Origin of the sequence: Mesorhizobium sp. B2-6-1 (assembly GCF_006440475.1) — a bacterium.
In the GTDB taxonomy this organism is placed as follows: domain Bacteria; phylum Pseudomonadota; class Alphaproteobacteria; order Rhizobiales; family Rhizobiaceae; genus Mesorhizobium.
On sequence record NZ_VFUH01000006.1, the window covers coordinates 47,518 to 73,166 of the forward strand.

Genomic DNA, 25,649 nt, shown 5'->3' on the forward strand with positions numbered 1-25,649 from the left:
CTATGGTAGATATTCAGTCATGGTGCTGAGTTGCGCCAACGACCCGCCGCACAGGCGGGTTTTTTCGTTCAATGCTCCATCAACAGCGCGCCGGCGAAGGACCCCGTCACCCGGACTCGTCGCCTGATCCGACCGCACCTGCGCTGATCTGGAGCGTCGGCCAGTCGAAAGGCGATGGCGCAATATTGGCTTTGCGCGTGCGGCCTGCTCTATAGTCTGCCGCATCGCCCGAAACGGACATCATATCCATGGCAGAGTACTCGGCCCTTTCGCTGCTCGCGAACGCGCTCAAGGGAAACAAGGACTGGAAGCCGGCCTGGCGCAAGCCGGACCCGAAGGCATCCTACGACGTCATCATCATCGGGGGCGGCGGGCACGGGTTGTCGACCGCCTATTATCTCGCCAAGGAACACGGCATCACCAATGTCGCGGTGCTGGAAAAAGGCTGGCTCGGCTCCGGCAATGTCGGCCGCAACACCACCGCCGTGCGCTCCAACTATCTGCTGCCCGCCAACACCCGCTTCTACGAGCATTCGATGAAGCTGTGGGAGAACCTGTCGCACGATCTCAACTACAACGTCATGTTCTCGCAGCGCGGCTGCCTGAACCTGGCGCACACGCCGGCCCAGTTCGACGACTATGCACGGCGCGGCAACGCCATGCGCCATCTCGGTGTCGACGCCGAACTGATGACGCCGGCGCAAATCAAGCGCCTGATCCCCGCGCTCGATATTTCCAGTGATGCACGCTTCCCCGTGGTCGGCGGCCTGATGCAGCGGCGCGCCGGCACCGCCCGCCACGACGCCGTGGCCTGGGGCTATGCGCGCGGCGCCGACCGGCGCGGCGTCGACATCATCGAGAATTGCGAGGTCACCGGCTTCCTGCGCGACGGCGACCGCATCACCGGCGTCACCACATCACGCGGTGACATCCGCGCCAAGAAGGTGGCGGTCGCGGTGGCCGGCAGCACCGGCCGGGTGATGCAGCTTGCCGGCATCGAGACGATGCCGATCGAGAGCCATGTGCTGCAGGCCTTCGTCACCGAATCGCTGAAGCCCTTCATCGATACGGTCGTCACGTTCGGCATGGGCCATTTCTACATGTCGCAATCGGACAAGGGCGGCCTCGTCTACGGCGGCGACATCGACGGCTACAACAGCTACGCCCAGCGCGGCAACCTGCCCATCGTCGACGAGGTGATGAGCGAGATGCTGGCGCTGTTCCCGGGGCTTGCCCGCGTGCGCATGCTGCGCTCCTGGGGCGGCGTCTGCGACATGTCGATGGACGGCTCGCCCATCATCACCACCGGGCCCCTGCCCGGCATGTATCTCAACTGCGGCTGGTGCTATGGCGGCTTCAAGGCGACGCCCGCCTCCGGCTGGTGCTTTGCCTGGACCATCGCCAAGGACGAGCCGCATGACCTCAACGCCCCCTTCACGCTCGACCGCTTCCATCGCGGCCTGGTGATCGACGACAAAGGCCAGGGCGCCAATCCCAGACTGCACTGAACAATATCTCTCCAAGCAAGGCTTCACCAAGCAAGGCTGCACCAGGAATATCCGATGTTGATCACTTGTCCCTATTGCGGCCCGCGCGACGTCATCGAGTTCACCTACCAGGGTGACGGCAACCGCGAGCGTCCCGACCCCGCCTCGCAGAACTTCGAAGCCTGGAACGCCTATGTCTATGACCGGCTGAACCCGGCCGGAGACCACAACGAGATCTGGCAGCATTCCGGCGGCTGTCGCGCGCATCTCAGGGTCGTGCGCAACACGCTGACGCATGAGATTTCCAGCGTCGCCTTCGCACGCGGCGATCACGGTCCGGTCGCGCGGCGCAAGGCGGAGGGCAGATCGTGAGCCCGCGCCGGACCGAGACCGGCGGCCGCATCGACCGGCTGAAGACCATCCGCTTCACCTTTGATGGCACGCCCTACACCGGCCATGCCGGCGATACGCTGGCTTCGGCGCTGCTGGCCAACGGCGTCACGCTTTACGGGCGCTCGTTCAAATACCACCGCCCGCGCGGCCTCCTGACAGCAGGCGTGGAAGAGCCGAACGCACTGGTGACGGTGCTGAAGGGCGAGGTCCGCGAGCCCAACGTCGCGGCGACCATGGTCGAGCTTCATGACGGGCTGGTCGCCGTCAGCCAGAACCGTTTTCCGTCGCTGGCCTGGGACGTCAGCGCCGTCAACCAGCTCGGCGGCAAGCTCCTATCGGCCGGCTTCTACTACAAGACCTTCATGGGTCCGGTGATCGGTCCGCTGAAGGGCACGCGCTTCTGGATGTTCTGCGAGCATTTCATCCGCCGCGCCGCCGGCCTCGGCCGGGCCGGTTCCACCGCCGACCCGGCGCGCTATGAGCGCATGAACGCCTTTTGCGACGTGCTGGTGGTCGGCTCCGGCCCTGCCGGGCTGACGGCCGCCAAGGCCGCTGCTGATCAGGGCGCGCGCGTCATGCTTGCCGAACTCGATCCGCGTTTCGGCGGCTCTGCCAACTGGTCGAACGAGACGATCGATGACCTGCCGGCGGCCGACTGGGCCAGGCGAACCGTGGCCCAGCTCGAGGGTTACGACAACGTCCGGCTTCTGCCGCGCACCACGGTCTGGGGCTACTACGACAGCAATACGCTTGCCGCCCTTGAGCGCGTCACCGATCACAAGGAGACACCCGGCAAGGGCGAACCGCGCCATCGCTATTGGGCGATCCGCGCCCGATCGGTGGTCTTGGCCACCGGCGCTTTCGAACGACCGCTCGTATTTCCGGGCAATGACCGCCCGGGCGTGATGCTGGCGCATGCCGCGGAGCGCTACGCCAACGAATTCGGCGTGCTGGCGGGGCAGACGGTCGCGCTGTTCACCAACAATGACAGCGCCTATCGCTGCGCCCTGGCGCTGAAGAAGGCCGGCGCAAGGATTGCCGCGATTGTCGATGTCCGTCCCGAGCTTTCGGGCGAAATGCGCAAGCTGGCCGAGGAGACCGAAGCCGAGATCTTTCCCGGCCATGCCGTGATCGCCACTGAGGGCGGCAAGGCGCTCTCCGGCGTCAAGCTGCAGCGCTTCGACATGACCAACGGCACGCTCACCGGCGACGCCCGCAGCATCCATGCCGACTGCCTCTTGATGTCGGGCGGCTGGTCGCCAACCATCCATCTGGCCAGCCAGGCCGGCGGCAAGGCGCAGTGGAATGCCGCCCGACAAGCCTTCCTGCCGCCGAAGCCGACGCAGAACTGGATTGGCGCCGGCGCCTTCACCGGCAGCTTTTCCACCGCCGAAGCGGTAACCGAGGGCCGCGCCGCAGGCCTTGCCGCGGCAGGCGCGCAAGCCACGCCGGCCGCACTGCCCTCGGTCGAAGCCGTAGCTTGCGATCCCGATCCGGCGCCGGTGTTCGAGATCAGGGCCAGCGGCAAGAGCTTCGTCGACTTCCAGCACGACGTGACGTCGGAGGACGTGCGGCTGGCGCACCGCGAAGGCTTCGTCTCGGTCGAGCATCTGAAACGCTACACCACGCTCGGCATGGCGACTGACCAGGGCAAGAATTCCAACGTCCCCGGCCTTGCCATCATGGCCGAGGCGCTGGGCAAGCCGATCCCGGAAGTCGGCACGACGCGCTTCCGGCCGCCTTTTGCGCCGGTTTCGATCGGATCGCTGGCGGCGGAGCGCTTCGGCGACCTCAAGCCCGAACGGCTGACGCCGATGCATGACTGGCATGTCGCCAATGGCGCGACCATGTATTCCGCCGGCCTGTGGTACCGGCCGATGATCTATGGCCTTGCCGGCGAGACGGTCGAGCAGGCCTATGTGCGCGAGGCCAGGGCGACGCGCGAAAGCGCCGGCATCGTCGATGTTTCGACGCTGGGCAAGATCGCGGTGCAAGGTCCGGACGCGGCCGAATTCCTCGACCGTGTCTACACCAACATGTTTTCCACGCTGGCCGTTGGCAAGGCGCGCTACGGGCTGATGCTGCGCGAGGACGGACTGGCCTTCGACGACGGTACCACATGGCGGCTCGGCGAACAGGATTTCCTGATGACCACCACCACGGCCAATGCCGGCAAGGTTATGCAGCATCTGGAATATTTCCTCGATGTGGTCTGGCCGGAGCTCAAGGTTCATGTCACCTCCGTGACCGACCAGTGGGCGGGTGCCGCGATCGGCGGGCCGAAAGCCAGGCAGATCCTGGCCGGCTGCGTCGTCGGCACCGCTGTCGACAATGCGGCGCTGCCGTTCATGGGCATCGTGCATGGCCAGATCGCTGGTGTGCCGGTGATGATCTGCCGGCTGTCCTTTTCCGGCGAAATGGCGTTCGAGGTCTATTGCGGCGCCGACCATGGCACGCATGTCTGGGGAGCGCTTATCGAGGCCGGCAAGCCGTTCGGACTGGTGACCTACGGACTGGAAGCACTGGGCACGATGCGCATCGAGAAAGGCCATGTGACGGGCGCCGAGATCGACGGCCGCACCACGGCGCGCGATCTGCATCTCGACTGGATGCTGTCGAAGAAGAAGCCGTTTATCGGCTCGGCGATGATGGACCGCGAGGGCCTCATCTCCCCCGACCGGCTGGAACTTGTCGGGCTGGTCGCGCTCGACAACAGGCCGCTCAACGGCGGCGCGCATATCGTCGAGGAGCTTGACGAGTCCAACCCGCACGGCTCCATCGGCCACATCACGGCCTGCTGCTATTCGCCGGCGCTCGGCAAGCACATCGCGCTGGCGCTGATCAAAGGCGGCAAGGCCAGGCACGGCTCGCGCGCCCATGTCTCCGATCCGCTGCGCAACCGGTTCGGACCGGTCGAGATTGTTTCCAACCACTTCTACGATCCGGACGGGAGCCGCATGCATGGTTGAGCGCCTTTCACCGCTGGAACCGGAATTCCATGTCGGCTCGCACGGCAATTTCGAACATGGTGTCGAGGTCATCCTGACCGAGACGAGACCGGGCTCGATCGTGCAGCTCGCCGCCTGGCCGGGCGAAGAGAAGAAACTGATATCAGGCATCCGCGCCGTCACCGGGCTTACGTTGCCCGACGGTGCCGGCGGTGGCGCCACCAATGGCGCCAAATCGGCATTCGGTTTCGCACCGGGAAAGTTCACCGTAGCCGACGAAGCCGAGGGGCTGGCCGCGGCTTTCGCGGGCGTGGTGACCCCCGCCATCGGCACGGTGACCGATCTTTCGCATGGCCGCACCGCGATCCGCATCGCCGGTCCGAAGGCCGAATGGGTGCTGGCGAAGTTCTTCGCCATCGATTTCACGCTGCCGGCCTTCCCACTCGACGCCGGCCGGTCGACCACCCATCACGACATCTTCGCCCAGGTCCAGCGCACCGGCGGCGACCAGTTCGACATCTACGTCTTCCGTTCTTTCGCGCGCTCCTTCTGGAAGGCGCTGTGTCACGCCAGCGAGGAAGTCGGCTACGAGGTACAGTAGGCTCGGGGTCGACGAATTCTGGCATCAAGGCCGGCTGGCTCTGACGCTACAGCAATGCGCCGGCGGCCGTCATACTGGCATGACATGGCCGTCAAGCCGGTCCGAAGGGTAACAAAACCCGTCTCCAGAATCCGCGCATCCGTTTGGTTCGAATATCTCCATGACCGCAGAAATATCCGCCGGCGCCACCGATCGCGCCGATGTGCCAGCCAGAGCCCTGCTCCTGCTGCCGCTGACGGTCGCCTGCGGCGTGTTCATGACCAGCCTCGACCAGAATGTCGTGGTGACGGCGCTGCCCGGCATCAGCGAAAGCCTTGGCCGCCCACCGAGCCAGCTTGGCCTGCTGATCACGGTCTACGTCGCCAGCCTGATCATCTCGATGCCGCTCGGCGGTTGGGCTGCCGACCGCTTCGGCCTGCGCAACGTCTACTGCTTTGCGCTGCTGGTATTCGCCGCCTCGTCGGCGCTGTGCGGCCTGTCCGACAACATCTGGACGCTGGTCGGCGCCCGCGCGCTGCAGGGCTTCGGCGGCGCGCTGATGGGCACGCTCGGTCAGGTCGTCATCCTGTCGACCTTCCCTCGAAGCCGGACGCTGAAGATCAACATGTATATCTCGCTGGCCGGCCAGTCCGGCCCGCTCGTCGGTCCGCTCGTCGGCGGCGCGCTGACCACTTACATTTCCTGGCGCTGGATCTTCTTCATCAACGTGCCCTTCGCGCTGGCCGCGGCTGTCCTTGCCGCCTCGCTGTTTCCGACGGTGACCAAACCCGTGCGCACACCGTTCGATTTCCCGGGCTTCCTGCTGGTCGGCAGCGGCATGGTCCTGCTTGTCTTCGGCATGGATTCGCTGGCGGCGAAAGATGCGGCCGCCGGCGTGATCGCGGCCGAGCTTGCCCTGGCGCTGGTCATCCTGACGGTCGCCTCGTTCTATTGCCTGCGCGTGCGCAATCCCTTGCTCGACCTCAAGCTCCTGCGCATCCGCACCTTCCGCATCTCCTTCCTGACCGGCGGCGGTCTGGACACGATCGGCCTCAGCTCCGTCGTCTTCCTGCTGCCGCTGATGTTCCAGCTCGGCTTCGGCATGAGCGCCGTGCAGGCGGGATCGCTGACCTTCGTCGCCGCGGTCGGGTCGGTGGTCATGCGTGTCTTCATGCCTCGCCTGCTCAACCGCTTCGGTTTCCGCCGCGTGCTGGTTTTCAACACGCCCGTCGTCGCGGCCATGGTTGCGGGCTTTGCCCTGATGCAGGCGACCACGCCGGTGTGGATCGTGCTTGCCTACATCTTCATCTTCGGCGTCTTCCGCTCCGCGCAATGGGCGTCGACCGGCAACCTTGCCTATTCCGACATCGCGCCCGAGCAGCTCGCCCGCTTCAGCGCGCTCTATTACATATTGTGGCAACTGGCGGTGGCGATCAGCGTCGGCCTCGCCGCCGCTGCACTATCGTTTCTGGCCGGCGGCGGCCCGGCCGTCGCCAATCACTTCCGGATATTGTTCGTAATCGAGGGTGTCATCACGCTGTGCGCGCTATCAGCCTATCTCAAGCTGACGCCGCAGGATGGCGCCCATGTCAGCGGCCATGGCGCCCAGATGAACACGGAATAGCGGATGTCGCAGCGCAGCAGCGGCCTACTCGCTGAACGTCACCCATTCCTCCAGCGGCACGCGGTCGGTTCGGAAGGCGTTTTCGGGCTTCGACGTATCTTCATAACCGAGCGCCATGCCGCAGACGACGATCTCCTCGTCGGGAATGCCGAGCACCGGCCTGATCTGCCGGTGATAGGGCGCGAACGCCGCCTGCGGACAGGTGTGCAAGCCCCTGCCCCGCGCGGCAACCATGATGTTCTGCAGGAACATGCCGTAGTCGATCCAGGAACCCTGGTTAAGCCGGCGGTCGATGGTGAAGATCATGCCGACCGGCGCGTCGAAGAAGACGAAGTTGCGGTCGTGCTGGGCACGCATCTTGTCGACCTCGCGGCGACCGATGCCGAGCGCGCCGTAGAGCCCGAAACCGTTGGCGCGGCGGCGGGTCAGGTAGGGTTCGAAGAACTGCGTGGGATAATAGCGATATTCGTCCCAATCGGCCTTTTCAGCACGGATGCCGGAATTCAGGATGGCATCCGATATCCGCTGCTTGGTGTCACCCTTGGTGACATAGACCCGCCATGGCTGCATATTGGTGCCGGAAGGGGCGCGTGCCGCGACCGCCAGTATGTCGCGGATCGTGTTGTCGTCGACCATGTCGGGCAGAAAAGCGCGCACCGACCGGCGCGATACGATCGCGTCGTCGACGATCTCGGCATCAACCGTGATTCGAGCCTTCTTTCCAAGCATGGGCCGTCCTTACCCTGTGTCCCGATCGGACGTCCCCACTCGCCGCTCGCGGCCGAGCCTTTGCATGAACCGCCAAAATCGCGCAAGCAAATCTTGTGCACCCGTGAAAATCCGCTTGATTTTTTCACCGCTCCGGCATCTCATGAAATTTGATGGGATTTTTTCACGAGAGCGCGATTTGCCTCCAGCTACAGCGAAAGCATTGCAGGGAAATTACGAGCGATTGCTGGCCAGCGATATCAGGGCGCTGCGCAAGGCGCGTGGGCTGACGCTCGCCGAGATCGCCCTGAAACTCGGCCGGTCGGTCGGCTGGGTCAGCCAGGTCGAACGCGGCCTGTCGACACCGTCGCTCAGTGATCTCCGGGCTTTCGGCGAACTGTTCGGCGTGCCGGTCAGCCTGTTCTTCGGCCACGACGTGCCTGTCGAAAGCGAGCGCGGCGCGGTCGTGCGGGCCGGCAGCCGCCGCACCCTTGGCACAAGCGAATCCGGCCTCATGGAGGAGCTTCTGTCGCCCGATCTCGGCGGTAGCTTCGAGATGCTGCGTTCCGTCTTCGCGCCGGGCGCCGAGCTCAAGAGCGAGGCGCGCCGGCCGACCGAAGAGGCTGGATATGTCGTGTCGGGGACGTTCGACATCGAAATATCGGGGACATGGCATCGGCTCGGCGAAGGCGATTCCTTTCGCTTCGAGGGCAAGCCATTCCGCTGGCGCAATCCGGGAATGGAGCCGGCGGTCGTCATCTGGGTGGTTTCGCCGCCAGTTTATTGAATGAAATTGGACCAAGGGTTGGAGAAGAACATGGCCGGTTTGCCGAGCACGGCACGCGTGGTGATCATCGGAGGCGGTGTCGTCGGCGCCTCCTCGCTCTACCATCTCGCCAAGGCGGGCTGGACCGACTGCGTTCTCCTGGAAAAGAATGAACTCACCTCCGGCTCGACCTGGCATGCCGCCGGTAACGTGCCGACCTTCTCCTCGTCCTGGTCGCTGATGAACATGCAGCGCTATTCGACCGAGCTCTATCGCGGGCTGGCCGAGGCCGTCGACTATCCCATGAACTACCATGTCACCGGCTCCCTGCGGCTTGCCCACACGCAAGAGCGCATGCAGGAGTTCCAGCGCGCCAAGGGCATGGGCCGCTACCAGGGCATGGACATCGATATCGTCGGCACGGACGAGATCAAGCGCCGCTATCCCTTCATCGAGACGCATGAGCTGGAAGGCGCCCTCTACGACCCGAGCGACGGCGACATAGATCCGGCGCAGCTGACCCAGGCGCTGGCCAAGGGCGCGCGCGACATGGGTGCCCGGATCATACGCTTCTGCCCGGTGACAGGCGTGCGCCGCGAAAGGGACGAATGGGTGGTCGTGACGCCGCAAGGCGAGATCCGCTGCGAGATCGTCGTCAACGCCGCCGGCTACCGTGCCGCCGAAGTCGGAAAAATGTTCGGCCGCGAGGTGCCGATGATGGTGATGAGCCATCAGTATATCCTGTTCGAGGAGATCCCCGAACTCGCGGCATGGTCGAAGGAACAGGGCAGAAAGTTGCCGCTGCTGCGCGACGTCGATACCTCCTATTATCTGCGCCAGGAAAAGAACGGCATGAATCTCGGTCCCTATGAGCGCAATTGCCGCGCGCATTGGGCTGGTCACAACGACCCGATGCCGGAGGATTTTTCCTTCCAGCTTTTCCCCGACGATCTCGACCGGCTGGAACACTATCTGGCAGACGCCGTCGCCCGCGTGCCGATCCTGGGTACCGCCGGCCTGTCCAAGGTCATCAACGGCCCGATCCCCTATGCGCCGGACGGCAATCCGCTGATCGGGCCGATGCCGGGCGTCCCCAATGCGTTCGAGGCCTGCGTCTTCACCTTCGGCATCGCGCAAGGCGGCGGTGCAGGCAAGGTGTTGGCCGAATGGGTCACGCAAGGCCAGACCGAATGGGACATGTGGTCTTGCGACCCGCGCCGCTTCACGTCCTTCGCTTCGGCTCCGGATTACTGCGTTGCCAAAGGCATGGAGATCTACGGCAACGAATACGCCATCCAGTTTCCGCGCCATGCCTGGCCGGCGGGACGCGACAGGAAATTGTCGCCGATCCATGATCGCATGAAGGCGTTCGGCGCGCGCTTCGACGCCTATAATGGCTGGGAGCGCGCCACCTGGTATGCGCAGGATGGCGACGACGTCTCGGAGGAAGCAACGCTCACCTTCCGTCGCGACGGGCCGTGGCAGCACCGCGTGCGCGAGGAATGCCTGGCCGTCCGCGACGCCGCCGGCATCCTCGACCTGCCGGGTTTTTCGCGCTTCAACCTCGAAGGTCCGGGCGCCGCCGAATGGCTTAGCCGGCAAGTGACCGGCCTCGTGCCGAAGCCCGGCCGCATCGGTCTCGTCTATTTCTCCGACGACAAGGGCCGCATCGTCACCGAAATGTCGGTGGTGCGCCACGGCGAGGAATCCATGACGCTGATCACCGCGGCGGTGGCGCAATGGCATGATTTCGAATGGCTGAAATCGCACATGCCCGTGGATGCGACTTTCAAGCTGATCGACCGGACCGAGGAATTCTCCACCCAAATCCTGGCCGGACCCAAGTCGCGGGAAATCCTCGCCGCCGTCTGTGAGGCCGACCTGACCTTGCCGTGGCTCACGCATCAGGAAACCAAGATCGCCGGGCGCTGGGCGAAGCTGGTCCGCGTCTCCTTCGCCGGCGAACTCGGCTGGGAAATCCACACCAGGGTCGACGACACCGCCGCCGTTTTCGACACCATCTACGCGGCGGGACAGCCGCACGGCCTGAAACCATTCGGCATGTACGCGCTGGATTCGCTGCGGCTCGAAAAGGGCTACCGCACCTGGAAGGGCGACCTTTCGACCGACTATTCGATCCTGCAAGGCGGGCTCGAGCGGTTCGTCAAATGGGACAAGCCCGAGTTCCGCGGCAAGGCAGCGCTGCAGAACGAGAAACAGCAGGGCGTCAGGAAGCGCTTCGTCACGCTGGTGGTGGAAAACCCCGGCGATTGCGACGCGCCCTACATGTCGACGCTGTGGCGTGAAGGCCAGATCGTCGGCGAGACGACGTCGGGCGGCTGGGGTCATCGCGTCGGCAAGTCGATCGCGCTCGGCATGCTGCGTGCCGATCTGGCGGAGCCCGGCACCGCCGTGGAGATCGAGATCTTCGGCGACCGTTTCAAGGCGGTCGTGCAGAACGATGAGCCTTTGTGGGATCCGAAAAACGAAAGGTTGAGAGCCTGATGCCAAAACCATCATCGCGCATTTCAGGCATCGTGCCGTCGGGCAAGGATGGCTGGGAAGTCCATTTCGCCGCGTGGGCCCGCAAGGAAGCCGGCGAGGACATCATCATGCTGTCGGTCGGCGATCACGATTTCGACACACCTTCCGAAACGATCGAGGCCTGCGTGACCGCGGTTCGCGGCAGCAATCACCACTATACCCCTTTGCCCGGCCTGCCGCGCCTGCGCAAGGCGATGGCGGCGGCCTCGGTCGCCTGCACGGGCGTCGGGACGACGCCGGACCAGGTCATCGCCACGCCGGGCGGCCAGGCGGCGCTCTACGCCGCCGTGCAGGCCGTGCTCGATCCGGGCGACCACGCCATCGTGGTCGCGCCATACTACGCGACCTACCCCAACACCTTCAGCGCCGCGGGCGCGACCTTCACGGTTGTCGAGACGCCGGCCGAGGACGGTTTCCAGCCCCGCGCCGACATGATCCGGGCGGCACTTCGGCCGAATACGCGCGCCATCCTGATCAACACGCCGAACAACCCGACCGGAGCCGTCTATTCGCGCGAACGGTTGGAACAGCTGGCCGAGGTCTGCCGCGAGCACGATTTGTGGCTGCTGTCCGACGAAGTCTACTGGACGCTCGGCGGTGGCGAGCACATCTCGCCGCGTTCCCTGCCCGGCATGGCCGAGCGCACGCTGGTCATCAATTCCATGTCCAAGAGCCATGGCATGACCGGTTGGCGCATGGGCTGGCTGACCGGCCCCAGCGAGATGATCTCGCTGCTGACCAACCTCAATCTGGTGACGACCTACGGCCTCCCGGCCTTCATCTCGATCGCTTGCACCGAGGCTCTGGAGAAGGGTTATGGCGTGAAGGAAATCGCCGAACGCTATGCGGCGCGACGCGCCGTCCTGCTCGACGCCGTGCGAGGCATGAACGATGTCGGCGTGCGCGGCTCCGAAGGCGGCATGTATGTCATGCTCGACATATCGGCCGTCGAATCCGACGACGAGAAATTCGCTTTCGCCTTCCTCGACAAGGAGAAGGTCGGCGTCATGCCCGGCTCCAGCTTCGGCGAGGCCGCGGCAGGCCATATCCGCGTCAGCCTGTGCCAGCCGGAACCCGTCTTGCGGGAAGCAGCACTCCGGCTGCGCCGCTTTGTCTCCAGCTACCGCCGCGAGGCCGCATGAACATCCCTTCCCCCAGAACCATTCCCGCCAAGGCAAGGGCCGTCATCATCGGCGGCGGCGTTTCGGGCTGCTCGGTCGCCTATCACCTGGCCAAGCTCGGCTGGACCGACATCGTCCTTCTGGAGCGCAAGCAGCTGACCTCGGGCACGACATGGCATGCCGCCGGCCTGATCGGCCAGTTGCGCGGCTCGCAGAACATGACGCGGCTGGCGAAATATTCGGCCGACCTCTACGTCAAGCTGGAAGCCGAGACCGAGGTCGGCACCGGCATGCGCCAAGTCGGCTCGATCACCGTCGCGCTGACCGAGGAGCGCAAGCACGAGATCTATCGTCAGGCGTCACTCGCCCGCGCCTTCGATGTCGACGTGCGCGAGATTTCGCCCAGGGAAGTCAAGGAGATGTACCCGCATCTCAACGTGTCCGACGTCGTCGGCGCCGTGCATCTGCCGCTTGATGGCCAGTGCGACCCCGCCAACATCGCCATGGCGCTGGCGAAGGGCGCGCGCCAACGCGGCGCCACCATCGTGGAGAATGTGAAGGTCACCAAGGTCCACACCAAGGCGGGCCGCGTCACCGGCGTGTCCTGGGCGCAGGGCGAAGAGCAAGGCACGATCGAGGCCGACATCGTCGTCAACTGCGCCGGCATGTGGGCGCGCGAACTGGGCGCCCAGAACGGCGTCACCATCCCGCTGCACGCCTGCGAGCATTTTTACCTCGTCACCGAGCCGATCCCGGGGCTGAGCCGCCTGCCGGTGCTGCGCGTGCCCGACGAGTGCGCCTATTACAAGGAAGACGCCGGCAAGATGATGCTCGGCGCCTTCGAGCCGGTGGCCAAGCCCTGGGGCATGGACGGCATCCGCGAGGACTTCTGCTTCGATCAACTGCCCGAGGACATGGACCATTTCGAGCCGATCCTGGAAATGGGCGTAAACCGCATGCCGATGCTGGCGACCGCCGGCATCCACACCTTCTTCAACGGCCCCGAGAGTTTTACGCCCGACGACCGCTACTATCTCGGCGAGGCGCCGGAACTGCGTGGCTACTGGATGGCGACCGGCTACAATTCGATCGGCATCGTCTCGTCAGGCGGCGCCGGCATGGCGCTGGCACAGTGGATCAACGACGGCGAGGCACCGTTCGACCTGTGGGAAGTCGACATCCGCCGCGCCCAGCCTTTCCAGAAGAACCGCCGTTACCTCAAGGAGCGCGTCTCCGAAACGCTCGGCCTGCTCTATGCCGACCATTTCCCCTATCGCCAGATGGCGACATCGCGCGGCGTGCGCCGTTCACCCCTGCATGAGCATCTGAAGGCGCGCGGCGCCGTGTTCGGCGAGGTCGCCGGCTGGGAGCGCGCCAACTGGTTCGCGCGCGAGGGACAGGAGCGCGAGTACCGCTATTCCTGGAAGCGGCAGAACTGGTTCGACAACCAGCGCGAGGAGCACCTCGCCGTCCGCAACAAGGTCGGCCTGTTCGACATGACCTCGTTCGGCAAGATCCGCGTCGAGGGCCGCGACGCCTGCGCGTTCCTGCAAAAACTCTGCGCCAACAACATAGACGTGGCGCCGGGCAAGATCGTCTACACGCAGATGCTCAACCGGCGCGGCGGCATCGAGAGCGATCTCACGGTGTCGCGCCTGTCGGACACCGCCTATTTCCTCGTCGTGCCCGGCGCCGCGCTGCAGCGCGACCTCGCCTGGCTACGCCGGCACGTCGATGAGGCGTTTGTCGTCATCACCGATGTAACCGCTGCCGAAAGCGTGCTCTGCCTGATGGGCCCGGATGCGCGAAAACTGATCCAGAAGGTCAGCCCGAATGACTTCTCCAACGAGAACAACCCGTTCGGCACCTTCCAGGAGATCGAAATCGGCATGGGACTCGCCCGCGCCCATCGCGTCACCTATGTCGGTGAACTCGGCTGGGAGCTCTATGTCTCGACCGACCAGGCGGCCCACGTCTTTGAAGCCATCGAAGCGGCCGGCGCCGATGTCGGCCTCAAGCTGTGCGGGCTGCATACGCTCGATTCCTGCCGCATCGAAAAGGCTTTCCGCCATTTCGGTCACGACATCACCGACGAGGACAATGTGCTGGAAGCCGGCCTCGGCTTCGCGGTGAAGACGGCCAAGGGCGATTTCATCGGCCGCGACGCGGTGTTGAAGAAGAAGGAAGCCGGATTGAGCCGCCGGCTGGTCCAGTTCCGGCTGAAGGACCCGCAACCGCTGCTCTTCCACAACGAGGCGATCCTGCGCGACGGCAAGATCGTCGGTCCGATCACCTCAGGCAATTACGGCCACCATCTCGGCGGCGCGATCGGGCTGGGCTATGTGCCCTGCCAGGGCGAGACCGAGGCGGATGTGCTGGCCTCGTCCTATGAGATCGAGATCGCCGGCGAGCGGTTTGCGGCAGAGGCATCGCTGAAGCCGATGTATGATCCGAAATCGGAACGGGTGAAGATGTAGCGCGTTTTTCCCTTCTCCCCTTGTGGGAGAAGGGAAGTTCACCCCCTCAAAACCGCTCCAGCTTCGCCCGCACCTTCGCCAGAAACGCGGCCCTCGTCTTCGGCGTCGAGGCGTCCATCAGATAGTGCGCCATGAAGAAAGTCCGGCAGCGCGTGGCGCACAGCGCGCGCATGCCGCGCAGCAAGGTCTTGCGCCCGGGCTGGCCGACGACGACGCTCCACCATGTCGGCGCGCCGCAGGTGGTGATGACGCCGACCTTGGTCACATGCCGCATCAGCGACTTGATCCGCCCCTTGCCGGCCGGCAGCTTGAAGGCGACGTCCGTCGCCCACACCCGGTCGAGCCAACCCTTCAGCATCGCCGGCAGCCCGTACCACCAGGTCGGATAGACGAAGAGGATTGCCTCGGCCCAGTTGAGCAGCTCGAAATGCGGCTTCAGCGCAAGGTCCTGCGGCGCCTGGTTGTTGTAGAAACGCCGTTCCTCGCAGCTCATCACCGGATCGAACTTCTCGGCATAGAGGTCGAGCAGCCGCACCTCCCAGCCCTTTCGCGTCAGCACCTCCACGGCGGTGTCGCGGATAGCGGCGCAAAAACTCTCCGGCACCGGATGGCAATAAACCACCAGCGCGCGCATCAGAATCTGTCCATGCTGGCCGTGACCTTGGCCAAGAACGCCTTGCGCGTCTCGTCGCTCGAAATGTTCATCGAATAATGCGCCAGGTAGGAAACCGAAGCGCCCGGCTTGACTGTGGCGCGCAGCATGCGCTGGACCAGTTTGCGCGGCGGGTCCCCCATCAGCATGGCGCGGAACCGGCTGCCGCCATAGGTGGTGACCGCCGCGATCTTCCCGATGTTGTGCAGCGACGGCTGCGCCTTGCCGTCGACCAGCTTGAACGACACGCCGGGCAGGAAGACGCGGTCGAAGAACCCTTTCAGAATTGCCGGAAAGCCGTAATTCCAGACCGGATAGGAAAGCACCAGCGCATCGGCACGCAACAGGCGTTCGACATACGGCGCCGCAGGGTCGGCGGAGCCGCGCGGATTGTGATAGTCTAGCCGTTCCTGGCGAGAGAGCCGCGGGTCGAAATCCTCGGCATAGAGGTCGCAGTCGTCAATCGCATGACCGGCAGCCGTCAGTCGCTCGACGATCGTCCGGTGCAGGCCGGCATTGAAGCTGGTTTCGACCGGATGGGCGTGGAGGACGAGGATGTTCATGGCGAGGCATTGCCTGGGTCAGCGCGAGGCACCCCCCTCTGCCTTGCCGGGCATCTCCCCCGCAAGGGGGGAGATCGGACTATCTCCTTGCTTTCGCCAATTGTCAGCGCGGCAGGTTGGCGGCAGCGCTTAAGCTGCCGATCTCCCCCCATGCGGGGGGTGAGGAGTGGTCCGCGCAGCGGACGGGAAGCCAATTTCTTGGCTTTCCGAGCGACGAACGCCCGAAGCGACAGCGAAGGGCCCGGGCCGGCAGGCCAGAGGGGGGTGTTCAAGCGCGAACCTCTCCTCATCCCGTCCTCTGCAGCCCCTTGAACAGAAAAGTTCGTCCCGAACGGTAGTCATAATCCGGGTTTTCCCAGGCGATCATCTTGCCGGGATTGAGCAGTCCTTGCGGATCGGTCTCGCGCTTGAAGGCGAGTTGCACCGCATCGGTCTGCTTCATGCCGCCCTCTTCCAGCGTGTAACGATGCGGGTTGAAGATCGGGCAGCCATTCTCCTCATGCAAGCGGATGATCTCGTCGAGCCGCGCCTCGGTGGTGAACTTGACCAGCGGCAGGCCGAAGCAGGTGATGTTGCCATCCAGCCGCACGAACTCCAGATGCGAGAATACTTCGCCTGGAAACATCGCGTCCATTTTCTCGACCAGCGCCAGCTGGTTGGGAAAGGGATAGAGCGACTGCAGATAGGTGATGTCGGGGTCGATTCGCAGCGCCCTGAGCGTCGTGTGGTTCCAGGCCAGTTCATAGGCCGGCGGCAGACCCTTCTTCTCCTCCGGCGTCGCCGTGGCGGCGTTGAAGATCACCTCGCCTCCAGCCCGCCGCGTGAAAGCGAGAAAGGCGTCCAGCCCATGCCGCGCCACCATGACGACGCAGATGCTCTGCCCATCCTTCAGGAATTTCTGGTGCCGTTTGAAATAGAGCTGCGGCACCGGTGCCGCGATCGGCGTGATCAGCTTGGTCAGGATGCCGTCCTGGCAGGCCAGCGCGTTGCCGTAGCGCGCCGCATTCATGAAGGCGTCGAAGCCGACAATGATGTCGATCCACTCATAGGCCGCGGTCAGCGGCATCTCGACTTCGGTGATGATACCGTTGGTGCCGTAGGCGTGGGTCACCTTGTGCAGATCCTCGCCTGTGAGTTCGAGCGCCCTCGGCTCGGCCTCCATGGTTACCACGCGCAGGCGCAGCACATTGCCGAAATCACGCAAGCCGCCGAAATTGATCGAACCGACGCCGCCCGAACCGCCGGCGATGAAGCCGCCGATCGAGGCGGTGTTGTAGGTCGAGGGTGAGAGCCGCAGTTCCTGCCCTGAATGCGCCCGCGTTGCCTTGTCGATGTCGGCCAGCACCGCGCCCGGCCCGGTCACCACGCGCCCCGGCGCGATCGACTTGATCTCGTTCATCTCGGCGAGATTGAGCACGACGCCGCCCGAGAGCGGCATCGCCTGGCCGTAATTGCCTGTGCCGCTGCCGCGCGGCGTCACCGGCACGCCATGCCGGTGGCAGGCGGCGAGCACGCGGATCAGCTCGGCCTCGTTCTTGGGTGTCACGACCAGGTCGCCGGTGACGTGATCGAGCTGCTGCTTCAGCACCGGGCTGTACCAGTAGAAATCGCGGCTTTTCTGCTGGACGATGGCCGGATTGTCGTCGAGTTTGATCCCGTCGAGATCGCGTTTCAGCGCGGCGATATCCATCAGTCCACCATCAGCTCGTCGAGTTCGGCATAGTCGGGCAATTGCCGGTCGATCGCTCGCCCGGCGCGCACCACGATGCGATCCGATTCGGGCCGAGACAGCAATTCCGTCCAGCTGCGGCCCTTGAAGACAATGAAGTCGGCATCGCCGCCGGCGGCAAGCGTGCCGAAACCATCGAGCCGCATCACGTGAGCCGGCGTTGCCGTGACGGCCCGCGGCCAATCGGCGACCGGATGATCGAAATGCAGGATGCGCGTCGCCATGCGGTAGACCTCCAGCATGTCGAGATCGCCATAGGCATAGAAGGGATCGCGCGTGTTGTCGGAAGCGACCGCGACCGGAATGCCCCTCGCCTTCATCTCGTGCAGCATCGTCACCCCGCGCCAGCGCGGCGTAGTCTGATCGCGCCGCCGGTCCTGCAGATAGAGATTGCACATCGGCAGCGAGACGATCGCCAGCCCGGCTTTCGCCACCTTGTCCAGGGTGTCCAGCACGTCGAGGTCCGGCTGGCGCGCCAGCGAACAGCAGTGGCCGACGAGGATCTTGCCCTCGAAGCCGCTCCATAGCGACGCCTCGGCGATCTTCTTCAGCGAGATCGCCGCGACGTCGTCGGTCTCGTCGGCATGGAAATCGAGATCGAGGCCATGCTTGACGGCTTGGGCGAAGACATGGTCGAGCAGTTCTTCCAGATCCGGCACCATGTAGGTGACGACGCCAAGCACGCCCTTGGCGGCGGCCACCCTTTTGGCCAGCCTGTCGAACCAATTCTTGTCGCGCACGCCCTCGACGCCAATCAGGCAGGCGCCCTGCAACTCGATGCGGCCGCGCCACCTCTCGCGCATCGTCTCGAACACCGGCCAGGAGATTTCCTCCTGCGGCGGGACACTGTCCAGATGCGTGCGCAGTGCTTTGGTGCCATGCGCGTAGGCGCAGCGCAGCGAGAAATCCATGCGCCGCGCCACGTCCTCGGCACTCCAGCGGTCAGTGCGGTCGGCACCTGTGGCATTCAGCGCCCCGATGAAAGTGCCGTCAGGATTGGGTTTTCGCGGCCAAATATGGCCCTTGTCGATATGGGTGTGGCAATCGATGAAGCACGGCAGCAGAATCCGCCCGCCGAGGTCGATCGCATCGGCAGGTGCGTTCGATCTGCCAGGAACAGCAATGCTGGAAATCTTGCCGTCGCCCACCGCGATGTCGGCAAGTGCGAAACCGTCGCCGTCGAAGGGCGCGGCAAGGCCAGGCGTGACGGACCGATGAACGCGTGCGTTGGCGAGCCGGTATGAACCTGTGTTTGGAATCAAGGCGCTACCGCTCCTGCTTCAGCGCGCTCTCGTGCCAGCGCCGTAAGATGAGATGCGAAATCAGCGACAGCACGAGGAAGATCAGGATGCCGGTCAGCGAGATCAGGAACAGCGCCGCGAACAGCCTGGGCGCGTTCAGCCGGTAGCCTGCCTCGATGATGCGCGAGGCGAGGCCCGAAGACTGGCCGGTGGCGCCGGCGACGAACTCGGCCACCACCGCGCCGATCAGCGACAGGCCGCCGGCGATCTTCAGCCCGCCGAGAAAATACGGCATCGCCGCCGGCAGCCTGAGATAGCGCAATTGCTGCCAGCGCGTTGCGCCGTTGAGCTTGAACAGGTCGCGCAGATTGCGGTCGACCGAGTTCAGGCCGAGGGTGGTGTTGGAGAGGATCGGAAAGAAGGCGACGATCCAGGCGCAGAGCAGAAGCTTGGTCGTCTGGTTGTCGACATAGATGTTGATCAGCGGGAAGATGGCCACGATCGGCGTCACCTGCAGCACGATGGCGAAGGGAAAGAACGACATCTCCACCCATTTCGACTGCGCGAACAGCACCGCCAGCCCGACGCCGCCGATGACGGCAAGGAGCAGACTGAGGAAGGTGATGCGCAAGGTGACCAGCAGTGCGGAGAACAGCAGGCCGGCGTCGTTGTAGAGCGTTGCCAGCACCACACCGGGACGCGGCAGGATGTATTGCGGAATTTCATTCCACACGCAGATACGGTCCCACAGCCAGATCGCCAGGATCATGATCGCCAGCGGCAGAACCCAGCGGCCGATCCGCTCGAGCCGCTCCTGGCGCGCGCGGCGTGCTTCCTCGGGGTCGAGTTTCAATGCACCGTCAAGGGTCGTCATGATGCGAGCCTGCAATTGAATTGATGGCCTTGGCCAGCACGTCGGACGTCTGCCGGCACAGCGCCGCATAATCGGGGGAGGTGCGAAAGGCCTCGTCGCGCGGATAGGCCGCATCGATGGCAAGCTCGTCGAAGATCCTGCCTGGCCGCGCCGCCATCACGACAACCCTGTTGGACAAAAACACGCTTTCGAAGACGCTATGCGTGACGAAGACGACGGTGAAGCGCTCGTCCTGCCACAACTCCAGCAGATCGTTGTTGAGCTTGAAGCGGGTGATTTCGTCGAGGGCCGCGAACGGCTCATCCATCAAAAGCACGCGCGGTTTGGTCACCAGGGCCCGTGCGATCGAGACGCGCATCTTCATGCCGCCCGACAGTTCGCGCGGCACCGCGTTCTCGAAACCGGTGAGATGAACCCTTGCCAGCATCTCGGTCACCACCGGTGCCGCCTTGGCGCGGCTGACGCCCTTCAGCCTAAGCGGCAGCCAGACATTGTCGAAAACGCTGGCCCAGGGCAGCAATGTCGGCTCCTGGAACACGAAGCCGATGTTCGAGCGGTCGAGCGAACCGCCCGCACGCCAGTCGAGCATGCCGGAGGTCGGCGTTGACAGGCCAGCGATCAGCCGCAGCGCCGTCGACTTGCCGCAGCCGGACGGCCCGAGCAGGCTGAGGAAATCCCCTTCCCGGATCGTCAGGTCGACGTCGGCGAGCGCCGCCACGCCATTGGAAAAGACTTTGCCGACGCCCCGCAGCGCCAACAAGGAGACCGAAGTCTTCACTGGCGCTTGCGCCACCTTTTCCTGCATCATGCCGGGACGGCCTATTTCTTCAGCTCGAGCCCGACGCCCTTGTTGACGAAGGCCAGCGTGTAGGCTTTCGTGATGTCGATGCCGGCGGGCGTGACCTTGGCCTTGACCATCTTGTCGTAAAAACTCTTGATCCGCGCCTCGTTCATGGCGCCGATGCCGAGCTTCTCGGTGTCGCCGGAATCGGCTAGGCCGAACTTCTTCATCTGCTCGATCGAGAAAGCGATCTGCTCATCCGTCATGTCAGGATTGTCTTTCTTGATCATGTCGTTGGCGGCCTTGTTGTCGCCGTAGAGATATTTGTACCAGCCCTTGGCCGAGCCATCGACGAAGCACTGGACCACCTCCGGCTTCTTGTCGATCGTGTCCTGCATCACCTCGATCGTCGTCGAATAGGTGTCCCAGCCATAGTCGGCGAGCAGGAACTGGTTGGGCACGAAGCCGCCTTCCTTTTTGACCGCGAACGGCTCGGAGGTGACATAGCCTTGCTGGATCGACTTCTTGTTGGCGAGGAAGGGAGCAGTGTTGTAGGTGTAGGGCATGCGCTTGGCCGCGTCGAAGCCGAGCTCGATGATCATCCACTGGAAGAAGGTCTGCGCGCCCTCGTCGCCCAGAATGTACTGCTCGGCGTTCTTCAGGTCCTCCCATTTGTCCAGCCCCTCGCCGGGATGGGACATGATGACCTGCGGATCCTTCTGGAAGTCCGCCGCCACCACGCGCATCGGAATGCCTTGCTGGACGGCGTCGAAGGCCGACAGCAGGTTGCCGCCCATGTAGAAATCGATCTTGCCGGCCAGGAGCATCGGCCGGCCGCTGACCTGCGGGCCACCCTGCATGATGGTGACGTCGAGGCCGCAGGCGGCATAGGTGCCGTCGGCCACGGCCTGGTAGTAGCCGCCATGTTCCGGCTCGGCCAGCCAGTTGGTGCCGAAGGTGACTTTTTCATTTGCCGCGGCACCAAGCGTGCTCGCTGCAAGCACGGCCAACGCCGCTACCGACATCTTCAGTTTTCCGTACATCGACACCACCACCCTTTGTTTGCTCCGGCGCGCCACGCGCCAGGCTCGACACCAGAGATTCAAGAAGCAAGACACATGCCACCGGCGTCTCGCGCCGGGACCCGCCCGCCTGCACCACAGCCATCTGCGAACGCCGGAAAGGTCGTGCTGCACCGGAGGCATCGTGCCTATTTTTTAAACGCCTGTCCACAATCGCACCGGCGACATGCACCGCCATCTTGAAGCTGTGATGAATCCAGTCTTAGGCTGGCGGTATCCAGGAGATTGCCATGTTCAAGTTCCTCACCCCGAAGTCGATCAAGCCGCCTTTTGCTCGCTACAGTCACGGCGTCGAAGTGCCCCCGGGCAAGCGGCTGGTGTTGTGCTCCGGCCAGGTCGCGATCACGGCGGACGACCAGATCCCCGAAGACGCTGGCGCCCAGGCCGAGCTCTGCTTCAAGAACATCGCCGCGATCCTCGGCGAGGCGGGGCTGGGGCTCGGCAATATCGTTCGCATCAACGCCTATGTCACCGACCGCGCGCATCTGCGACCCTATATGGATGTCCGCGACCGGCTGTTTTCGAACCCAGCGCCGGCCTCGACGCTGATGATCGTCAGCGGATTTGCCCGGCCTGAATTCAAGGTCGAGGTCGAGGCCATCGCGGCCGGGTGATCGACACACCGCCTATCTCGCGGTAGGTCTCACCGTTCATCGAAGAGGCATGACATGACCGTAGCAAAAAGACGCGTGTGGTGGGGTGACTATCGGACCACCGAATATGCCTCGATCGATCCCGAAGCGACGATCGCCGTACTGCCGGTGGCGGCGATCGAGCAGCATGGACCGCATCTGCCTGTCTCGACCGACACCTCGATCATGAACGGCATGCTCGACACGGTGATCGCCCGCCTGCCCGACGATCTCGACATCCGCATCCTTCCGGTCCAGGCGGTGGGCAAATCGAACGAGCATCTTCACGCGCCGGGCACGCTTACTTTGCCGGCAACGACGCTGGCGGACGCCTGGACCGAGCTTGGCGTGTCGATTGCGCGGGCAGGCGTGCGCAAGCTGGTCGTCGTCAACTCGCATGGCGGCAACGAGGAGATCATGGGCATCGTCACGCGCGAATTGCGGGTGCGCGAAAAGATGCTGGCGGTGAAGACCAGTTGGCAACGCTTCGGCCGCCCGGCCGGCATGTACACCGAACTCGAGGACCGCCACGGCATCCATGGCGGCGACGTCGAGACCTCGCTGATGCTGCATTTCCGGCCGGATCTCGTCGACATGGCCAGGGCCGACAATTTCGTGTCCAATGTCGCCAAGGCCGAGAAGGAATTCGCGCTGCTGCGGCACACCGGCACCCACGCCTTCGCCTGGATCGCCAGCGATCTCAACCCGAACGGCGTGGTCGGCGACGCCAGCATTGCCACGGCTGAAAAAGGTCGGCTGACAGCGGAACATCAGGCTGATGGTTTCGTCAGCCTGCTTAGGGACGTACGCAAGGCGAAGCTCGCCGATTGGCTGAAGTAGCCTCTAGCCGTCGATCCTCAGTTCGAACGGTGTGCCTTCAAAGGCATCGGCGCCGCGCCCGATCGCTTCGATTGCCGCGATCATGCGGCCGCCTCGACCAAGCAGCGCGTCGGCCACCGCGATCAGCCGCGGATTGGGCGTCGCCGAAGGCGACAACCTCCGCAACGTCCGGGCCAGCTCGGCCTCGTCGCGTTTCGGCGCCAGCGCGGCAGCGATGATATAGGCGGAGGCTGTCGAGCGGCTGATGCCGGCATAGCAATGCACGACCATCGGCCTTGCGCGGTCCCAGCGGCGCGCGAAATCGAGCAGATTGCGCACATGCTCCTCGCCCGGCATGGTCATGCCATCCTGCGCCGCCGCGATGTCGTGCATGACCAGGTGCAGATGGTTTTCCCTCATGATCGAGGCCGGGCGGAGCACATCGGTGCCGGCGGCCAACAGCGACAGCAGCCGCTCGGCGCCGGTCCTCGCCACCGTTTCCTCGACCTTTGCCAGCGAGCAGACATGGATCATGGTTTGATACCTTCCGCTCGATCCTCGCGCCGGGCCGCCCATTCGGCAAGCGCGGATTCAAGCCGCAGCCACTCCTCCCCGTTCCCCGGCAGGCCGGCCCGCAGGACATGCGGGCGGTCGGTGAAATGGCGAAGCAGGATGCCGCGTTCCCCAAGCACAGAAAACAAGCCGGCGGCATCCGACAGCCTGAGATAGCGGAACAATGTGGTGCCGCCCGCGGCAGGCACGCCGAAACGACCGAACAGCCCGTCGAGCCGAGCCGATGCCTCCGCCAGCGACGCGCGCATCGCGTCCTGCCAGCCGATATCGGCAAGTGCGCGAATGCCATATTCCAGCGCCGGGCCGGCGACGGCCCAAGGTCCGAATTGCGTTTCCAGCCGTTGGGCCGTCGGCGCATCGGCAAGCGCGAATCCAAGCCGCAGGCCGGCCAGCCCAAAAAACTTGCCGAAAGAACGCAGCACGACGATGCCGCCCTGGCCGACATCGCCGGCAAGGCTGTGTTCGCGCGGGCCGACATCCATGAACGCCTCGTCGACGACCAGCAGCCCGCCCTTGGCGCGCAAACCGGCGGCCAGCGCCAGCAGCCGGTCGCGCTCGACGATGCGCCCATCCGGGTTGTTCGGGTTGACCACGACGGCAAGGTCGGCATTCGCCAGATCAGCGAAATCGCTGACTTCGGTCACCTCGTGCCCCGCGATCGCCGCCGCGCGGGCATGTTCGGCATAGGTCGGCCCTAGAACGAGCGCCCTGCCCGGCGCGACCAGCGATGCCACGCGCGGCAGCAGGATCTGCGTACCGGGCGCAGCGACGACATTGGCTGGCGAGGGCGCACCATAGCTACTGGCTGCGATCGCCGTCAGCTCACGCGCCCGCCCCGCTTCCGGCAATCGCGACAGCGAGGTGGCGGGCAGCTCGAAAAGCGGGTAGGAGTGCGGATTGATTCCGGTCGAGAGGTCGACGAAAGGCTGGGGGGCGTTGGGGAAAAGCGCCCTTGCCCGGCCGAGACTTCCACCATGGTCCACCGCTCCTTCAAGAAGCTTCATGTCAGTCCTGATCGCTTTCCTGTCATTGGCCATCGAATCCGCGCTGGGCTACCCCGACTGGCTGTTTCGCGCCATCGGCCATCCCGTGACGTGGTTTGGCTGGCTGATATCCTTTCTCGATCGCAGGCTCAACCGCGCCACTGATCCCGACGCACTGCGTCGCCAACGTGGTGTCCAGGCGCTTCTGGTCATCGTGCTGGTGCCGGCGCTAATTGGCCTGTGCGTGCAGATCCTGCTCTGGTTCATTCCCCTGGGACTGTTCATCACCGCCCTTCTGGCAACATCGTTCCTGTCGCAGCGGAGCCTTTATGAGCATGTCGAGGCCGTCGCCGATGCGCTCGACTCGGGCGGCCTCGACATGGGCCGCGCCGCCGTCTCGCGCATCGTCGGCCGCGATCCCGAAACCCTCGACAGGGCCGGCGTCTGCCGCGCGGCGATCGAGAGCCTGGCCGAGAATTTTTCCGACGGCATCGTTGCCCCCGCCTTCTGGACGGGCGTCGGCGGCCTCGCCGGCGGCGCCGCCTACAAGGCCGCCAACACCGCCGATTCGATGATCGGCCATCGCACGCCGCGCCACGAAACGTTCGGCAGGGCAGCCGCACGCTTCGACGATTGGATCAACCTGCCGGCGTCGCGGCTGACGGCGTTGCTCATCACGTTGGCGGCTTTCCTGGTGAAAGGCGCCGACGCGAAAGCCGCATGGCAGGCGGTGCGGCGCGACGCGAAAAAGCACCGCTCGCCCAATGCCGGCTGGCCGGAGGCGGCGATGGCGGGCGGGCTCGGCCTGGCCCTCGCCGGGCCGCGCAGCTATGGCGGCGTAACGGTCGACGACGCGTTCATGGGCGAAGGCGGCCGGCGCGAAGCCGACAGCATCGACATAAGGCGGGCGCTGAAACTTTATCGTGTCGCCGACTGCCTGTTGATCGCGCTGTTCGGCGTGGTTTCGGCGATCGTCATTCTGGCATGATCTCACCCCCCGTGAGTTCTCTCCCGAAGGGGAGGAAGGGAGCCGGGCTGCAACAGGTTCGCGCCTTTCCTCTCCCCCGTCGAT

At 64.6% G+C, this 25,649-nt stretch carries 22 protein-coding genes; 12 read left to right on the plus strand and 10 right to left on the minus strand.

The window, feature by feature from the left end; all coding sequences use genetic code 11:
* Positions 1 to 248: 248 nt before the first annotated feature.
* From FJ443_RS14425 to FJ443_RS14445, 5 genes are all read left to right on the plus strand, one after another.
* A complete protein-coding gene (locus FJ443_RS14425; protein ID WP_140495627.1) occupies positions 249 to 1,508 on the plus strand; it encodes a sarcosine oxidase subunit beta in 1,260 nt (419 codons plus the stop codon).
* A gap of 54 nt (positions 1,509 to 1,562) precedes the next feature.
* Positions 1,563 to 1,859, plus strand: a complete 297-nt coding sequence (locus FJ443_RS14430; protein ID WP_140516363.1) for a sarcosine oxidase subunit delta — start codon at positions 1,563 to 1,565, stop codon at positions 1,857 to 1,859.
* Positions 1,856 to 4,849, plus strand: a complete 2,994-nt coding sequence (locus tag FJ443_RS14435; RefSeq protein ID WP_140664572.1) for a sarcosine oxidase subunit alpha — start codon at positions 1,856 to 1,858, stop codon at positions 4,847 to 4,849. Before FJ443_RS14430 ends, FJ443_RS14435 begins: the two co-directional genes overlap by 4 nt.
* Positions 4,842 to 5,429 (plus strand): sarcosine oxidase subunit gamma, encoded by a 588-nt coding sequence (locus FJ443_RS14440; RefSeq protein WP_140664574.1) that lies wholly within the window; start codon positions 4,842 to 4,844, stop codon positions 5,427 to 5,429. The genes FJ443_RS14435 and FJ443_RS14440 overlap by 8 nt, the downstream gene beginning before the upstream one ends.
* A 160-nt stretch (positions 5,430 to 5,589) precedes the next feature.
* Positions 5,590 to 7,032 (plus strand): MFS transporter, encoded by a 1,443-nt coding sequence (locus tag FJ443_RS14445; RefSeq protein ID WP_140664577.1) that lies wholly within the window; start codon positions 5,590 to 5,592, stop codon positions 7,030 to 7,032.
* A gap of 24 nt (positions 7,033 to 7,056) precedes the next feature.
* On the opposite strand, the gene FJ443_RS14450 is transcribed toward FJ443_RS14445, so the two are convergent.
* Entirely contained in the window at positions 7,057 to 7,761 is a 705-nt protein-coding gene (locus tag FJ443_RS14450; RefSeq protein WP_140516370.1) for a nitroreductase, read from the minus strand.
* A gap of 223 nt (positions 7,762 to 7,984) precedes the next feature.
* On the opposite strand from FJ443_RS14450, the gene FJ443_RS14455 reads away from it, so the two are divergent.
* The 4 genes from FJ443_RS14455 to FJ443_RS14470 are packed head-to-tail and all read left to right on the plus strand — an operon-like array spanning position 7,985 to position 14,648.
* Positions 7,985 to 8,527 carry an XRE family transcriptional regulator gene (locus FJ443_RS14455; RefSeq protein ID WP_181167629.1) on the plus strand — a complete coding sequence of 181 codons (543 nt, stop codon included), beginning with the start codon at positions 7,985 to 7,987 and terminating at the stop codon, positions 8,525 to 8,527.
* Positions 8,528 to 8,557: 30 nt separating this feature from the next.
* The gene (locus FJ443_RS14460) at positions 8,558 to 11,011 is read left to right on the plus strand and encodes an FAD-dependent oxidoreductase (protein ID WP_140664579.1); all 2,454 of its coding nucleotides are present in this window, start codon (positions 8,558 to 8,560) and stop codon (positions 11,009 to 11,011) included.
* Positions 11,011 to 12,192: a pyridoxal phosphate-dependent aminotransferase gene (locus FJ443_RS14465; protein WP_140495619.1), complete on the plus strand. Its 1,182-nt coding sequence runs from the start codon at positions 11,011 to 11,013 to the stop codon at positions 12,190 to 12,192. Before FJ443_RS14460 ends, FJ443_RS14465 begins: the two co-directional genes overlap by 1 nt.
* Complete coding sequence (locus FJ443_RS14470) at positions 12,189 to 14,648, plus strand: FAD-dependent oxidoreductase (RefSeq protein WP_140664582.1); 2,460 nt, start codon at positions 12,189 to 12,191, stop codon at positions 14,646 to 14,648. Before FJ443_RS14465 ends, FJ443_RS14470 begins: the two co-directional genes overlap by 4 nt.
* A gap of 46 nt (positions 14,649 to 14,694) precedes the next feature.
* Here FJ443_RS14470 and FJ443_RS14475 read toward each other — a convergent pair whose 3' ends face one another.
* The 7 genes from FJ443_RS14475 to FJ443_RS14505 all read right to left on the minus strand — a co-directional run bounded on the left by FJ443_RS14475 (position 14,695) and on the right by FJ443_RS14505 (position 21,531).
* Positions 14,695 to 15,282 carry an NAD(P)H-dependent oxidoreductase gene (locus FJ443_RS14475; RefSeq protein ID WP_140516377.1) on the minus strand — a complete coding sequence of 196 codons (588 nt, stop codon included), beginning with the start codon at positions 15,280 to 15,282 and terminating at the stop codon, positions 14,695 to 14,697.
* A complete protein-coding gene (locus FJ443_RS14480) occupies positions 15,282 to 15,863 on the minus strand; it encodes an NAD(P)H-dependent oxidoreductase (protein WP_140664585.1) in 582 nt (193 codons plus the stop codon). Before FJ443_RS14480 ends, FJ443_RS14475 begins: the two co-directional genes overlap by 1 nt.
* Positions 15,864 to 16,149: 286 nt before the next feature.
* The gene (locus FJ443_RS14485) at positions 16,150 to 17,553 is read right to left on the minus strand and encodes an FAD-binding oxidoreductase (protein WP_140664588.1); all 1,404 of its coding nucleotides are present in this window, start codon (positions 17,551 to 17,553) and stop codon (positions 16,150 to 16,152) included.
* The gene (locus FJ443_RS14490) at positions 17,553 to 18,854 is read right to left on the minus strand and encodes a cytosine deaminase (protein WP_140664591.1); all 1,302 of its coding nucleotides are present in this window, start codon (positions 18,852 to 18,854) and stop codon (positions 17,553 to 17,555) included. Before FJ443_RS14490 ends, FJ443_RS14485 begins: the two co-directional genes overlap by 1 nt.
* Positions 18,855 to 18,858: 4 nt before the next feature.
* Positions 18,859 to 19,707: an ABC transporter permease gene (locus FJ443_RS14495; protein ID WP_140516383.1), complete on the minus strand. Its 849-nt coding sequence runs from the start codon at positions 19,705 to 19,707 to the stop codon at positions 18,859 to 18,861.
* The gene (locus FJ443_RS14500) at positions 19,694 to 20,515 is read right to left on the minus strand and encodes an ABC transporter ATP-binding protein (protein ID WP_140664593.1); all 822 of its coding nucleotides are present in this window, start codon (positions 20,513 to 20,515) and stop codon (positions 19,694 to 19,696) included. Before FJ443_RS14500 ends, FJ443_RS14495 begins: the two co-directional genes overlap by 14 nt.
* Positions 20,516 to 20,526: 11 nt before the next feature.
* Positions 20,527 to 21,531: an ABC transporter substrate-binding protein gene (locus tag FJ443_RS14505; RefSeq protein ID WP_140664595.1), complete on the minus strand. Its 1,005-nt coding sequence runs from the start codon at positions 21,529 to 21,531 to the stop codon at positions 20,527 to 20,529.
* A 269-nt stretch (positions 21,532 to 21,800) separates the two neighbouring features.
* Here FJ443_RS14505 and FJ443_RS14510 point away from each other — a divergent pair, with 269 nt between their 5' ends.
* Complete coding sequence (locus tag FJ443_RS14510; protein ID WP_140555017.1) at positions 21,801 to 22,184, plus strand: RidA family protein; 384 nt, start codon at positions 21,801 to 21,803, stop codon at positions 22,182 to 22,184.
* 54 nt (positions 22,185 to 22,238) lie between these two features.
* Positions 22,239 to 23,042: a creatininase family protein gene (locus FJ443_RS14515; protein ID WP_140495609.1), complete on the plus strand. Its 804-nt coding sequence runs from the start codon at positions 22,239 to 22,241 to the stop codon at positions 23,040 to 23,042.
* A gap of 3 nt (positions 23,043 to 23,045) precedes the next feature.
* On the opposite strand, the gene FJ443_RS14520 is transcribed toward FJ443_RS14515, so the two are convergent.
* Positions 23,046 to 23,555: a tyrosine phosphatase family protein gene (locus FJ443_RS14520; RefSeq protein WP_140664597.1), complete on the minus strand. Its 510-nt coding sequence runs from the start codon at positions 23,553 to 23,555 to the stop codon at positions 23,046 to 23,048.
* Positions 23,552 to 24,598 (minus strand): threonine-phosphate decarboxylase CobD, encoded by a 1,047-nt coding sequence (gene cobD, locus FJ443_RS14525; RefSeq protein WP_140664600.1) that lies wholly within the window; start codon positions 24,596 to 24,598, stop codon positions 23,552 to 23,554. Before cobD ends, FJ443_RS14520 begins: the two co-directional genes overlap by 4 nt.
* On the opposite strand from cobD, the gene cbiB reads away from it, so the two are divergent.
* Positions 24,597 to 25,565, plus strand: coding sequence for an adenosylcobinamide-phosphate synthase CbiB (gene cbiB / locus FJ443_RS14530; RefSeq protein WP_140623225.1), 969 nt, complete (start codon positions 24,597 to 24,599; stop codon positions 25,563 to 25,565). The two genes, cobD and cbiB, sit on opposite strands and share 2 nt — an antisense overlap.
* The last annotated feature ends 84 nt before the right edge of the window (positions 25,566 to 25,649 follow it).